General features: G+C 69.2%; 14 protein-coding genes. 7 read left to right on the forward strand and 7 right to left on the reverse strand.

Going from position 1 to position 13,588, the window contains the following annotated elements; all coding sequences use genetic code 11:
• Window positions 1–13: 13 nt before the first annotated feature.
• Window positions 14–835: an IclR family transcriptional regulator gene (locus tag LXE91_RS24475; protein ID WP_039349744.1), complete on the forward strand. Its 822-nt coding sequence runs from the start codon at window positions 14–16 to the stop codon at window positions 833–835.
• A 138-nt stretch (window positions 836–973) separates the two neighbouring features.
• A complete protein-coding gene (locus LXE91_RS24480) occupies window positions 974–1,612 on the forward strand; it encodes a 2-hydroxychromene-2-carboxylate isomerase (RefSeq protein ID WP_039349739.1) in 639 nt (212 codons plus the stop codon).
• A 46-nt stretch (window positions 1,613–1,658) separates the two neighbouring features.
• Here LXE91_RS24480 and LXE91_RS24485 read toward each other — a convergent pair whose 3' ends face one another.
• The gene (locus LXE91_RS24485) at window positions 1,659–2,642 is read right to left on the reverse strand and encodes a LysR family transcriptional regulator (RefSeq protein ID WP_076841417.1); all 984 of its coding nucleotides are present in this window, start codon (window positions 2,640–2,642) and stop codon (window positions 1,659–1,661) included.
• 101 nt (window positions 2,643–2,743) lie between these two features.
• Here LXE91_RS24485 and LXE91_RS24490 point away from each other — a divergent pair, with 101 nt between their 5' ends.
• Both LXE91_RS24490 and LXE91_RS24495 read left to right on the forward strand, forming a co-directional pair.
• Window positions 2,744–3,985, forward strand: coding sequence for an MFS transporter (locus LXE91_RS24490; RefSeq protein ID WP_039350092.1), 1,242 nt, complete (start codon window positions 2,744–2,746; stop codon window positions 3,983–3,985).
• Window positions 3,986–4,416: 431 nt separating this feature from the next.
• On the forward strand, window positions 4,417–5,109 hold the full coding sequence (locus LXE91_RS24495; RefSeq protein ID WP_039349734.1) for a phosphatase PAP2 family protein: 693 nt from the start codon (window positions 4,417–4,419) through the stop codon (window positions 5,107–5,109).
• A gap of 100 nt (window positions 5,110–5,209) precedes the next feature.
• On the opposite strand, the gene LXE91_RS24500 is transcribed toward LXE91_RS24495, so the two are convergent.
• The 3 genes from LXE91_RS24500 to LXE91_RS24510 form a co-directional block, all read right to left on the reverse strand.
• Window positions 5,210–5,869 carry a glutathione S-transferase family protein gene (locus tag LXE91_RS24500; RefSeq protein ID WP_039350089.1) on the reverse strand — a complete coding sequence of 220 codons (660 nt, stop codon included), beginning with the start codon at window positions 5,867–5,869 and terminating at the stop codon, window positions 5,210–5,212.
• A 124-nt stretch (window positions 5,870–5,993) separates the two neighbouring features.
• On the reverse strand, window positions 5,994–7,064 hold the full coding sequence (locus LXE91_RS24505; protein ID WP_039349731.1) for an MBL fold metallo-hydrolase: 1,071 nt from the start codon (window positions 7,062–7,064) through the stop codon (window positions 5,994–5,996).
• A 139-nt stretch (window positions 7,065–7,203) separates the two neighbouring features.
• Window positions 7,204–7,857 carry a peroxiredoxin gene (locus LXE91_RS24510; RefSeq protein WP_039349728.1) on the reverse strand — a complete coding sequence of 218 codons (654 nt, stop codon included), beginning with the start codon at window positions 7,855–7,857 and terminating at the stop codon, window positions 7,204–7,206.
• A gap of 294 nt (window positions 7,858–8,151) precedes the next feature.
• Here LXE91_RS24510 and LXE91_RS24515 point away from each other — a divergent pair, with 294 nt between their 5' ends.
• Window positions 8,152–9,057, forward strand: coding sequence for an HTH-type transcriptional regulator ArgP (locus LXE91_RS24515; protein WP_039349725.1), 906 nt, complete (start codon window positions 8,152–8,154; stop codon window positions 9,055–9,057).
• A gap of 194 nt (window positions 9,058–9,251) precedes the next feature.
• Window positions 9,252–9,464 carry a DUF1059 domain-containing protein gene (locus tag LXE91_RS24520; protein ID WP_039349722.1) on the forward strand — a complete coding sequence of 71 codons (213 nt, stop codon included), beginning with the start codon at window positions 9,252–9,254 and terminating at the stop codon, window positions 9,462–9,464.
• A 114-nt stretch (window positions 9,465–9,578) separates the two neighbouring features.
• Here the strand turns inward: LXE91_RS24520 and ltaE are convergent, their stop codons facing one another.
• The 3 genes from ltaE to LXE91_RS24535 form a co-directional block, all read right to left on the reverse strand.
• Window positions 9,579–10,592, reverse strand: coding sequence for a low-specificity L-threonine aldolase (ltaE, locus tag LXE91_RS24525; protein WP_046196365.1), 1,014 nt, complete (start codon window positions 10,590–10,592; stop codon window positions 9,579–9,581).
• A gap of 176 nt (window positions 10,593–10,768) precedes the next feature.
• Window positions 10,769–11,326: a YMGG-like glycine zipper-containing protein gene (locus LXE91_RS24530; protein ID WP_046544075.1), complete on the reverse strand. Its 558-nt coding sequence runs from the start codon at window positions 11,324–11,326 to the stop codon at window positions 10,769–10,771.
• A 13-nt stretch (window positions 11,327–11,339) separates the two neighbouring features.
• On the reverse strand, window positions 11,340–11,666 hold the full coding sequence (locus LXE91_RS24535) for a hypothetical protein (protein ID WP_039364383.1): 327 nt from the start codon (window positions 11,664–11,666) through the stop codon (window positions 11,340–11,342).
• Window positions 11,667–12,168: 502 nt separating this feature from the next.
• Here LXE91_RS24535 and LXE91_RS24540 point away from each other — a divergent pair.
• Complete coding sequence (locus tag LXE91_RS24540; RefSeq protein WP_039364381.1) at window positions 12,169–13,581, forward strand: cytochrome ubiquinol oxidase subunit I; 1,413 nt, start codon at window positions 12,169–12,171, stop codon at window positions 13,579–13,581.
• The last annotated feature ends 7 nt before the right edge of the window (window positions 13,582–13,588 follow it).

Here is a 13,588-nt window from a genome sequence, read left to right on the forward strand (position 1 = left end):
AAGGAAGCACGCAGTGCCCAAGACTCAAACCGATCACGCCGGCAGCGAGCCCGATTCGCCGGTCGAAGAAGCGTCCAGCGGCGTCGCCGTGCTCGATCGCGCGTTCGCGATCCTCCGTGCGTTCGGGCAGACCGACGACCGGCTGTCGCTCGCGGAGCTGTCGCGCCGCACCGGCCTTTACAAGAGCACGATCCTGCGCCTGCTCACGGCGCTCGAACATGGCGGCTTCATGCGCAAGCTCGACGACGGCCAGTACGCGATCGGCCACGAGCCGCTGCGGCTCGCCGCGCTGTATCAGCGTTCTTTCCGGGTCGGCCCGGTGGTCGAGCCGCTGCTCGAGACGCTGAGCCGCGAACTCGGCGAAACGGCGTCGTTCTACGTGCGCCAGGGCGACATGCGCTCGGTGCTGTACCGGGTCGAGCCCGCCCGTGCGGTGCGCGTGTCGATTCGGGTCGGCGAGGAGTTTCCGGTGCGCCAGGGCGCGTCCGGGAAGGTGCTGCTGGCGTTCACCGACCTGCAGGATGCGCGATGGAACGACGTGCGCGAACAGCTGTGGGCCGCGTCGTACGGCGAGCGCGACCCCGAGACGGCGTCGGCATCCGCGCCCGTGTTCGGCGCAGCCGGCGAGTGTGTCGGCGCGCTGACCGTATCGGGCCCGAAATCGCGGCTCGCCGACGCGCCGGCCATGGCGGCGGCGCTGGCGACGCTGTTGCCGCTCGCGCAGAAGGCGACCGTGGCGCTCGGCGGCTCGGGCGCACGCTACGACGCGGCGGCCGTGCGTGACAGCCTCGCGCGGCTCGCATCGGCGGCGGGCCACGGCGACGCGGCGTCGTAACCAGCGGCGCGCGCCCGGCCGCGCCACAGCGCGAAAGGCGGCCGCGTGCGACACTGGCCGCCGATGCTTGCATCGCGCGCCGCCTGCGGGCGTGCCGCGCGTGCCGCAGCCAACCGGACACGCTTGAGGGCCGCCACCATGAACGCCGCGCGCACCGCCACCTGGTATTTCGATTTCGTTTCGCCGTTCGCCTACCTGCAGCAGGAACAATTCGACCGGTTGCCGGCCGCCGCCGCATTCGAGCCTCGGCCCATCGTGCTCGGCGCACTGCTCACGCACTGGGGCCAGAAAGCGCCGGCCGAGATCGCGGCGAAACGCGTCTTCACCTATCGCCACGCGCAATACCGCGCGGACAAGCTCGGCATCGCGTTCCGGATGCCGCCCGCGCACCCGTTCAATCCGATCAAGCCGCTGCGCCTCGCGATCGCGATGGGCAATTCTCCCGACGCAATCCGGCGGATCTTCCGGCATATCTGGCGCGACGGCCAGGACGTGTCGACGCCGGAAGGCTTCGCCGCGCTGTGCGAAGCGGTCGGCTTTCCGGAAGGTGTGACGGCCGTCGACGCCCAGCCGGTGAAGGACGCACTGCGTGCGAACACCGACGATGCGATCACGCACGGCGTATTCGGCGTGCCGACCTTCGCACTCGACGGCGACCTGTTCTGGGGCGAGGATGCGACCGACATGTTCGCCGACTGCGCGACGTCGCGCGCGTGGCTCGATTCGCCCGAGGTGCGCCGCATCAGCGCGCTGCCCGAAGGGATCCGGCGCGGCTGACACCACCGTGGCCGCCCGGCGCTCGCGGCACGTCCCGCGCCGGAGGTCAGGTATCGCGCCCTTCGACGAGCCCCGGCACGGCCTCGCGCATCATCGCGGCGAACCGCACGAGCCGCGACGGATAGAACTGCGCATGCGGGTAGGTCAGGTAGACGGGCAGCGGCGCGGCCTGCCAGTCGGGCGCGAGGTGCACGAGCTCGCCGCGCGCGAGGTGGTCGGCCAGCATCCATGACGAACCGACGCACGCCCCCACTCCCAGCAGCGCCGCGCTGCGCAGCGCGTACAGGTTCGCGGTCGTGATGCGCGGACGGATCGCAATGCGCCGCGTCTCGCCCGTGGCCGAGTGCGTGAGCGCCAGCTCCGTGCGGTAGTACGTGCGCAGCGCGAGCCACGGCAGCGCGGCCAGCGCGTCGGGATCGGCCGGCACCTCGGCGCCGTTCAGCACGGACGGCGCGGCGACCACGAAGCGCGGCACCTTCGAGAGCCGGATCGCGACCACGGCCGGATCGGTCGGCTCGCCCACCTGGATCGCGCAATCGATGCCGCTGCCGACGAAATCCCGCACCTCGTCCTGCAGCAGCCACTCGACCGACACGCGCGGATAGTCGCGCAGGAACCGCGCGAGCGGCTCGACGAAACGCTCCTGCCCGAACGCGTGCGGCACCGCGACCCGCAACAGCCCGTCCGGCTCCTCCTGTGCGCCGCGCAGATCGGCTTCGAACGCCGCCCAGTTCGCCAGCAGCTCCTTCGCGCGCTTGAAGCAGCGCTCGCCGTCGACGGTCAGCCGCATCGTGTGCGTGGTCCGCTGCAGCAGCCGCATGCCGAGCGAGCGCTCGAGCGCCTGCAGCCGCCGGCTGATCGTCGGCTGTGTCGTATGCAGTTGCGCGGCCGCGGCCGACAGGCTGCCAGCTTCGACTATGCGTACGAAGGTTTCCATCAGCTCGAAACGATAGCCGGCACCGTCCACCGGCACCGCCTGAATGCGCGGAGACCCGCCAGGACTGGGAGAGAACGAGGATTTTTCGGTCATTCGTGGAGCGTATAACAAATCTGCACGGGGCGGCACTACCGTGGCCGGCCACATGCCGCCACACTCGCGTCCATTCCTTCATCGCAACCAGGATGCACGCCATGTCCACCCCGTCCCGACTCGATGCCGCGCCCCACGCCGCCCACGCCGCCCACGCCCCGGCCCACCCGGCCGCCCGTTCGATGCCCGATCGCCGGCTCGTGCTGCTGCTCGCGGCCGCCGCCGGCCTCGGGGTCGCGCCGCTCTACTACGCGCAGCCGATGCTCGGCGCGCTCGGGCCCGATCTCGGCGCGTCGGCACGGGCGATCGGCTTCGTGCCGACGCTCACGCAGCTCGGCTACGCGCTCGGCATCCTGCTGCTCGCGCCGCTCGGCGACCGTTTCGACCGCCGCCGCGTGATCGTGACCAAGGCCGCGACGCTGGTCGTCGCGCTGCTGCTCGCCGCGATCGCGCCGTCGCTCGGGCTGCTGCTCGCGGCGAGCTTCGCGATCGGCCTCGCGGCGACGATGGCGCAGGACGTCGTGCCGGCCGCCGCGACGCTCGCGCACGACGCGCATCGCGGCCGCATCGTCGGCACGGTGATGACGGGGCTGCTGCTCGGCATCCTGCTGTCGCGGGTCGTGGCCGGGTTCGTCGCCGAGACGGCCGGCTGGCGCGCGATGTTCGCGCTCGCGGCCGCGAGCGTCGCGGCGATCGGCGTCGTGGCCGCGCGCGGGCTGCCGCACTTCGAGCCGACCACGCGCCTGCCGTATCGTGCGCTGATCGGGTCGCTCGGCGCGCTGTGGCGCCAGCATCCGGCGCTGCGCCGTGCCGCGCTCGCGCAGGGGCTGCTGGCCATCGGGTTCAGCGCGTTCTGGTCGACGCTCGCGGTGATGCTGCACGGCGCGCCGTTCCATCTCGGCAGTGCAGCCGCGGGCGCGTTCGGCCTCGCCGGTGCGGCCGGCGCGCTGGCCGCGCCGATTGCCGGGCGCCTGGCCGACCATCACGGGCCGGAGCGCGTCACGCGCATCGGCATCGGCATCGCGACTGTGTCGTTCGCGTCGATGGCCGCCGCACCGTTGATGTCGACGCATGCGCAGCTCGTGCTGCTCGCGGTCGCGACGATCGGCTTCGATCTCGGCGTGCAGGCCACGCTGATCGCGCACCAGGCGATCGTCTACCGGATCGACCCCGCGTCGCGCAGCCGCCTCAACGCGGTGCTGTTCGTCGGCATGTTCATCGGGATGGCGGCCGGCGCCGCGATCGGCAGTTTGTTGCTCGCGCAACTGGGCTGGAATGCGGTGACCGGGCTGGCCGTCGTGACGTCCCTTGCCGCGCTCGCCGTGCGGATCTGGCGCCGCTGAGTTTCCGCGTCCGCACCCACCTGGCGGGCAGGCCTCCAAGGGCTTGCCCGCCTTTTCTTTTATTTTCGATCGGCGCACGCATGACGCCGGGCAGCCTGGCAGATTCGTGCGCATTCGGCACGAAAGGCCCCCATCTCGCGCACGGTCCGCACCCGCTCGAACGAATGTCCAGTTCAACCGATTATTTTTCCGGCGGCCGTGCGCATCGATGCGAAAACGTCGGACGATTCGATGCGCCCCGCCACGCAGCGCTCACCCATCCGGCCCCGCCGCACAGCCCCGTTTTATCAGGGGATTCCCGGTATTTTTTCGCATTTTCTTCGAAATAACGAGTGACATACTTGCCCCCCGTTGCGCTCCGGTACGAGCGCGCTTTTCGATCCTGCCGGCCGCATGTCATGCGCTGAGCGTCCGCCCGGGTCGCACAGAACATGAACGATTTCGACACCACGATCCAGACCTTCCTCACTCACATCACGTTCGGCCCGCTGATGAATCACGCGATCCGCGTGGTCGCCGGGCTGTACACGTTCAAGGGCTTCGTGCTCATTCCCGTGCTGTGCTGGCTGTGGTTCCAGCCGGGCCCGAATCGCGAGCGGCAGCGCGAGCAGGTCGTCGCGACGATCGCGAGCGGGCTCATCGCGCTCGCGATCGGCCGGCTGCTCGCGCAGGTGCTGCCGTTCCGCGTGCGGCCGATCTACAACCCCGACCTGCACCTGCACTTTCCGTCGGCAGGACTGCGCGCGGCCACGCTGCAGGCATGGAGTTCGTTTCCGAGCGATCACGCGATGCTGTGGATGGCGATCGCCACCGGCATCTTCATCATCGCGCGCCGCATCGGCGTGTTCGCGCTGCTGTATGCGGTCGTGTTCATCTGCCTGCCGCGCGCGTATCTCGGCTTTCACTATCCGACCGACCTGATCGCGGGCGCTGCGATCGGCATCGCGCTCGCATGGCTGCTGACGCGCGATGCGATCCGCTCGCGCTTCGCGCCGCAAGTGCTCGCGATGATCAAGCGCTTCCCCGCGCCGGCCTATACGCTCGCGTTCCTGCTGTGCTTCGAGTTGATCACGCAGTTCGACGAACTGCTGACGCTCGCGCAGTCGGCCACCCACACGATGTGACGGGGAGACGCCGCGATGCTGCCGCTGCTTACGTTCCGCCGCCCCGGCACGCGCTGCCGGCCATGCGCAGTGGCGGCGCGCCGCGCGTCGCCCGCGCCGGTCAGTCGCGGTCAGGCGCACCCAGCGGAAAGAACGGGCGAAACGGCCGCGCCTCGTCGACCGCGCGCGCGAACGACGGCCGCGCCAGCAGACGCCGGCGGTACGCCAGCACGTTCGCGAACGACGGATCGATCCGGTGCGTCCAGTCCGCGTAGAACAGGAACGGCGCCGCGCCGCAGTCGGCGAGGCTGAAGCGGTCGCCGGCCGCCCATTCGCGATCGGCCATCTTCTTGTCCAGCCACGCGTACGACGTCTCCAGCAGCGCGCGCGCATCGGCCACCCCGCGCGCATCGCGCTCGGCCTCCGGCCGCAGCGCGTCGAACACGACCTTCTGCTGCGGCGTCGATACGTAGTTGTCGAAGAAACGATCCATCGTGCGCACCTCGAGCGCCGCGTGCGGATCGTCGGGCAGCAGGCGCACGGGGCCCGGATGGTTCAGGCCGAGATACTCGATGATGATCGACGCCTCGATCACCGTGCGGCCGGCATCGACGAGCACCGGAAAACGCTTCAGCGGCCACAGCGCGGCCAGCTCCTGCATCGGCTTCGGATCGTCGTGCGCGAGCACGCGATACGCGAACGGCGTGCCGTTCTCGTACAGCGCGGTCAGCACCTTCTGGCAGTAGGACGAAAAGGGATGGGCGTAGAGCGTCGGCATCATCGTGGGGTCTCTCAGGGGTTTCGGCGCCGCGTGATGCGGCGCCACGTGATCGGATACCTTGACGACGAACGGCACGCGGCCATTTCGACAGCGAATCGGAATTTTTTTCGTGCAACCTGGGGCGTTACGACCGGCCGTCCGTCACGACGCGCCCTTCGGCACGCCAGCGCAGCATCCCGCCGCCGAGATTCGCTACCGCGTCGAAGCCGGCCTTCAGCAGAATGACGGTCGCCTGCGCGGATCGCCCGCCGGCCCGGCACACGGTCACGACCGGCCGGTCGCGCGCGATCTCGCCGGTGCGCGCGGCCAGTTCGCCGAGCGGAATCGGCGTCGCGCCGGGCAGGTGGCCGAGCGGGCCGGTGAATTCGTCCGGCTCGCGCACGTCGACGACCTGCACCGCCGGCAGATGATCCTCGAGCCATTGCGGATCGATTTCCCAGAACCCGGCGAACGTATAGACGAGCGGCGCCCAGTCGGGCGCGGCCTGCACGTCGGGCGCGTTCGCCGCGACGCCGCACTGCAGGTTCGCCGGTACCGCGACGTCGATCTGCCGCGGATGCGCGAGCCCGAGATTGCGCATGTAGCCCGCGAAATCGTCTTCGCTCAGGTCGCCGCCGAGACGCGGATTGAAGCGCCGCTCTTCGCCGACGCTCGTCACCGTGAGCCCGCGATAATCGTGCGCCGGATACAGCAGGCACGCGGCCGGCAGTGTGAACAGCCGGCCGTGCACCGCGCGATACAGCGCGCGCGGGTCGCCCTGCTGGAAGTCGGTGCGGCCCGTGCCGCGGATCAGCAGGCAATCGCCGGTGAACGCCATCGATTCGTCGTCGAGCACGAGGCTGATGCAGCCGCTCGTGTGGCCGGGCGTCGCACGCACGGTCAGGTAGCGCGCGCCGAACGCGCAGCGGTCGCCGTCGTTCAGGTAGCGATCGGCGCCTTGCGCGCCGCTCGCGGCCGAGATCGCGATCGTGCTGCCGGTGCGCTGCTTCAGCAGCCACGCGCCCGTCACATGATCGGCATGCACGTGCGTGTCGACGGTCGCGACGAGCCGCAGCCCGAGTTCGTCGAGCAGCGCCGCGTCGCGGCGCACCTGCTCGAACACCGGATCGATCAGCACCGCTTCGCGCGATGCGCTGTCGGCAAGCAGGTACGTGTACGTCGACGATTGCGGGTCGAAGAGTTGCCGGAAGATCATCGCGAAGTCACTCCGTCGCTGGTTGAGGCTTGTTTGATGCGTGCTGGATGCTGTCGTCCGGCCCGCGCCGCGACGGTCGCCGTCGCGCGGGCCGCCCCGTCGTGGTCCTGCATGGCCGGCATCCGGCCGGCACGGTGCGTCAACGCGGCTGCGGCACGTAGCGCAAGTACGGCTTCAGCGTCCGGAAGCCGTCCGGATACTTCTGCTTCGCCGCATCGTCCGACACCGACGTCGGAATGATGACATCGTCGCCGGGCTTCCAGTTCACGGGTGTCGCCACCGTATGCTTCGCGTTGAGCTGCAACGCGTCGAGCAGACGCAGCACCTCGTCGAAGTTGCGCCCCGCGCTCATCGGATAGACGAGCATCGCCTTGACCTTCTTGTCCGGCCCGACGATGAAGACCGAACGCACGGTCGCGTTGTCGACCGCCGTGCGCGGGCCGCCGCTCGCATTCGGGTGAATCATGTCGTACAGCTTTGCCACCTTCAGCTCGTCGTCGCCTATCAGCGGATAGTTGACCGCGTGCCCCTGCGTTTCAGCGATATCCGCCACCCACTTCCGGTGATCGCTGACCGGATCGATCGACAGCCCGATGATCTTCGTGTTGCGCTTGTCGAATTCCGGCTTGAGCCCGGCCAGGTAGCCGAGTTCGGTCGTGCACACCGGCGTGAAATCCTTCGGATGGGAAAACAGGATCGCCCAGTGGTCGCCGATCCATTCATGAAAGCGGATCGTTCCCTCGGTGGTCTCCGCGGTGAAATCGGGCGCGTCCTCGCCTAGTCGAATCGACATGGTCGTCTCCGTGAAAGGGGAATCGTCACGACGCCCGCGCCGCGGCTTGCGCGCGACGCGCGATCGTCCGCACGCGACGCGCCGGCATCGCACATGCCGGGGGGCCGCGCGTTCATATAGCCTAGTTCAAAATGCGCGCGCCACCGGTATCGAGCACGCGGCGCGCTTGCGTATCGCGGCCGATTCCGACGACGAATGCGGTGCGGCAAAACGGTGCGCCGCACCCGGCCGCCTGTACGCACTGACTTACACTACCGGCTGTTCTCGTCTTACGTTCACAGGAATTCCACCGACATGTCGATGACGATCGATCCAAAGCAGGCCGCCGCGCTGCTGGCCGTCGCCGACACGGGCAGCTTCGAGCAGGCCGCCGTGCGCCTGCACGTGACCGCATCCGCCGTCACGCAGCGCGTCCGCGCGCTGGAAGCGAGCCTCGGCACGCCGCTCGTGCTGCGCACGCGGCCGTGCCGCCCCACGGTGGCCGGGCAGCGCGTGCTGCAGCACCTGCGCCGCGTCGCGCTGCTGCAGGCCGACCTGCAGAGCACGCTCGCGACCGAGCGCGAATCGCCGATCTCGGTCACGATCGCGCTCAATTCCGACAGCCTCGGTACGTGGTTCCTGCCGGCGCTGGCGTCCGTACTCGCCGGCGAGCGCATCCTGTTCGAGCTGATCGTCGAAGATCAGGACCACACGTTCGCGCTGCTCGAAAGCGGGATGGCCGTGGGCTGCGTGACGACCGAGCCGAAGCCGATGCGCGGCTGCCTCGCGACACCGCTCGGCACGATGCGCTACCGGCTGCTCGCGGCCGCCGCGTTCGCGGTGCGCTGGTTTCCGCGCGGACTGAACCGCACGAGCGCGCGCAAGGCGCCCGTCGTCGCGTATTCGCGGCGCGATACGCTGCAGTCGTCGTTCCTGAAGGAGAAGTTCGGGTTGCCCGAAGGCGCGTACCCGTGCCACTACGTGCCGGGCACCCATTCGCACTTCGCGGCGGTGCGGCACGGGCTCGGCTACGCGATGGTGCCGGAGCCGCTGATCGGCAGCGCACCGCTCGACACGCAGGGGCTCGTCGATCTCGCGCCCGCCCATCCGACCGACGTCACGCTGTACTGGCACGCGTGGACCGTGCAGTCGCCGACGATGGCGTCGTTGTCCGAGCGGGTCGTCGAAGCGGCGCGGCGGCTGCTCGCGCCGCTGCCGTGACACGCGTGCAAGCGGCGCCGCCCACGCCGCATTTGGGGTATGTCGTGCGGTGTGCCGTGTGCGATGCGCAGCGCAGTACACCTGGCGATGAGAATCCCCGCCGCGCCGCCTATACTTTTTCCATCGGCCTGATGAGCGCCCCGCGCGGCCGATCACGCCTGTCCGGCCGTTCCCTTTCCTGCAAGGAGAACATCATGTCTCGCCGCTATATCGATTGCCGCGAGTTTCCCAGCGCGACGAATTGCTCGGTCGCGATTTCCGCCGACTCCGACAACGAACTGCTGGAGGCCGCCGTGCAACATGCGGTCCTGGTGCACCAGCACACCGACAGCGCCGAACTGCGCACGCAACTGAAAGCGCTGTTCCGCGACGGCACACCGCCCGCGGATGCACCCCGGCAAGCATGACCCGCCGGCTCGCCCGATATCGACAGACGGGTTGCCACGTCGCCCCCGTCGCCTCTCCGCCTCCTGCTTCGCGCCACATCGGGCCGGCGTCCCCGCCGGCCGGCGCATTCCACCTTACGCGCGGCGTTGCGCGAAATACGCACCGACCGCGTCGATGAACGTATCGATGTCCGCGCGCGACACGTCGCAGTGCGTGACGAAGCGCGACGCGTACAGCATCTGCGTGAGGATCCCGCGTTCCTTGAGCCACGCCTCGAGCGGCGCGCAATCGGCTTCGGGGAATTGCGCGAACACCATGTTCGTCGCATGCGACAGCACCTTCACGGAGTCGATGCGCGCGAGGCCTTCGGCGAGATGCGCTGCATTCGCGTGATCGTCCGCGAGCCGCTCGACATTGTGGTCGAGCGCATACAGGCATGCGGCCGCGAGAATGCCCGACTGCCGCATCCCGCCGCCGAGCACCTTGCGCCAGCGCTGCGCGCGCTCGATCAGCGCGCGATTGCCGACCAGCACCGAGCCGACCGGCGCGCCGAGCCCTTTCGAGAAGCAGATCGACACGCTGTCGAACGGCGCGCCCAGCTCGGCGATCGAACGCCCCGACGCGACGGCCGCGTTGCACACGCGCGCGCCGTCGAGGTGCAGGGACAACCCGCGGCTGCGCGCGAACGCGGTCGCTTCCTGCACATAGCCTTCCGGCAAAACCTGCCCACCGATCGTGTTTTCGAGCGCGAGCAGGCGCGTGCGGGCAAAGTGATTGTCGAGCGGCTTGATCGCCGCGGCGATCTTCGCGAGCGGCAGCGTGCCGTCCGGCGCGTTCTCGATCGGCTGCGGCTGGATGCTGCCCAGCACGGCCGCGCCGCCGCCTTCGTACTTGTAGGTGTGCGCGAGCTGCCCGACGATGTACTCGTCGCCGCGTTCGCAATGGGCCATCAGCGCGGCCAGGTTGCTCTGCGTGCCGCTCGGGAAGAACAGGCCGGCTTCCTTGCCGGCCCGCTCGGCCGTCACCGCCTGCAGGCGCAGCACGGTCGGGTCGTCACCCCATACGTCGTCGCCGGTTTCGGCGGCAGTCATCGCGGCCAGCATTGCCTGGCTCGGACGTGTCACGGTATCGCTGCGTAAATCGATCATCGCTGAGTCCTGGGTAAACGCGGACCGGAACCGATGCGCCCGGCCCTGCCGAAACGAGACTCAGAGTGTACGCAATTCATGCAGCGTGTGTGAACCGACGGTCGAGGCACGCACGGCGCATCTGGCGTACCTGGCGCACGTGCGCGCCATGCCGTACGACGCCGCCCGGGCCGCCGTCAGTAGCGCGGCGGCGGCGGTTGAACGCCGGCCGGCGGCATCGGCGGTGCCGCGCGCGGCGCACCGCCGTATCCGCCCCCGCCATACCCACCACCACCACCACCGCCACCGCTCATCCCGCCCGGCACCGGCACGCGGTTGCCGGTCGCGTACATGCACTGCAGGTAGCCATAGTCGTAGCGGCGCTGGATGTCGTAAGCCGAGCCTTGCGCCGCACCGGCACCCACCACGCTGCCCGCGAGCAGCCCCGCGCCCGCGCCGACTGCCGCCCCCGTGCCGCCGTTGAACGCCGCGCCGGCCGCCGCACCCAGTGCGGTGCCGACGGCTGCGCTGCCCACTGCGCTTGCGGTCGACGCCTGCCCGGCGCTCACGCCGCCCGATTGCTCGAACGCGTATTGGCGGCAATTCGCATCGTCGGCGCGGAACTGGTCGAACGATTTGCCGGTGCCGGGCAACGCCATCACGCTCGGTCCGGTCGGCATGTACGCGCATGCGCCGAGCAGGCCGGCCAGCGCGAGCGCGGCCGGCACGCGCAGCGGTCGAAATACGGATTTCATCGTCGCGCCTCCGTCACTGCGGCCGCGCCGGCACCGATCGCCAGCCCGACTTGCAGGTCTTCACATACGGGTAGTAATGCTTCGACGCGTCGCAGTAGTACCAGAGGTTCGCGTCGCCTTCGTCCTGCGGCTGGCCCTTCTCGACGTACTCGGGCGGCGGCCCCGGATCGACGGGCACGGCGACGACGGGCGGCGGGTAGTAGTAAGGCGCAGGGACGACGGGGTAGTAATACGGGTAGCCGGGGCCGATATAGACCCCGACCCGGGCGGCATGCGCCACGCCGCCCGTCGCGATCGCCACTGCGGCCACCGCGCCCAGTGCGAGCTTCAATCCATTCACGTCACGTTCTCCGGCTGGCGGTTCGTCGATGCGAACCCGACATACGGAACGCTACGCCGCGCACGATCCGTCATCCATTACGGGCGCGCCCGCCAATGTTGCGCGGCGTTACTCATGTGACAGACCCCATCGGCCGCGGCCCGCCGGCACGACCGCGCACGTTACGCGATAACGCATTGCAACGGTTCGGGCGTGCACGGGCGCGGCGCCGCGTGTTGTCACGCGGGGTTTGCGCCGGCATCGAACCGTTCCGATGACGCGACGCGCCATATTGCCGCACGTGCGTCAGACCGCCACGCCGCGGCCGCGCCTGCCGCACGCATCCTTCTTGATACGAATCAACGATTTACCGCGAAAATGCGCGCGACGGGCTGGACATCTGCGACGAGTTGGCGCATTTCGCGGTGCAACATCGCGGCACATACTCCAGCCAACCCCGACGCCCGTCCGCCGGGGTCCGCCGGCACCCGCCGGCGGGTATCGTCAGCCTCGGTCAACTGGTATGGACACCGCTCTTTCGGCCCTCGATCTGGCCCGCCTGCAATTCGCGTTCACCGTCTCCTTTCACATCGTCTTTCCGGCGCTGAGCATCGGCCTCGCCAGCTTCATCGCCGTGCTCGAATATCGCTGGCTGAAGACTGGCAAGCAGTACTACAAAACCCTCTGCCTGTTCTGGTCGAAGATCTTCGCGGTCGCGTTCGGGATGGGCGTCGTCTCCGGTGTCGTGATGAGCTACCAGTTCGGCACGAACTGGTCGGGCTTCTCGAGCTTCGCGGGCGCCGTCACCGGGCCGCTGCTGATGTACGAGGTCATGACCGCGTTCTTCCTCGAAGCCGGCTTCCTCGGCATCATGCTGTTCGGCTGGAACCGCGTGAGCCCGCGCGCGCACTTCGGCGCGACGCTGATGGTCGCGATCGGCACGCTGATCTCGACGTTCTGGATTCTCGCGTCGAACAGCTGGATGCAGACGCCGCAGGGCTTCGAGATCGTCGACGGCCGCGTCGTGCCGACCGACTGGTTCGCGATCATCTTCAACCCGTCGTTCCCGTACCGCCTGTTCCACATGGCGATCGCCGCGTTCATCGTCGCCGCGCTGGTCGTAGCCGCGACGGGCGCCTGGCACCTGCTGAAGGGCCGCCGCGACAAGGGCGTGAAGAAGATGTTCTCGATGGCGCTGTGGCTGCTGCTCGTGCTCGCGCCGCTGCAGGCCGTGATCGGCGACCAGCACGGCATCAACACGCTGAAGCACCAGCCCGCGAAGATCGCGGCGATCGAGGGGCTGTGGGAAACCGAAAAGGGCGGCACGCCGCTGAACCTGTTCGGCATTCCGGACATGAAGGCGGAAACGACCCGCTACGCGGTGAAGGTGCCGCACCTCGGCAGCCTGATCCTCACGCACAGCTGGGACGGCGAGATCCGCGGGCTGAAGGAATTCCCGCCGGAAGACCGCCCGAACTCGACGGTCGTGTTCTGGAGCTTCCGGATCATGGTCGGCCTCGGCTTCGCGATGATCGGCCTCGCCGCGCTCGCCTGGTTCCTGCGCCGCCGCGGCCGCCTGTATGAATCGAAGTGGTTCCAGCGCTTCGCGCTCGTGATGGGCCCGACCGGCTTCGTGTCGCTGCTCGCGGGCTGGGTCACGACCGAAGCCGGCCGCCAGCCGTGGGTCGTGTATGGCGTGATGCGCACCGCGCATGCGGTATCGCCGCTGTCGGTGCAGCAGGTCAGCCTGTCGATGATGACGTTCGTGATCGTGTACTTCCTCGTGTTCGGCACCGGCGTGTACTACATGCTGAAGCTGATGAAGGCCGGCCCCGCGCTGCCCGACGTGAAGCACGACGACACTCCGGACACGCGCCCCGACCACACCGCGCGCCGCCCGATGTCGGCCGTCGACGAGCCGCTCGAGACCGTCTGAGCCCACC

Origin of the sequence: Burkholderia contaminans (assembly GCF_029633825.1) — a bacterium.
Taxonomy (GTDB): Bacteria; Pseudomonadota; Gammaproteobacteria; order Burkholderiales; family Burkholderiaceae; genus Burkholderia; species Burkholderia contaminans.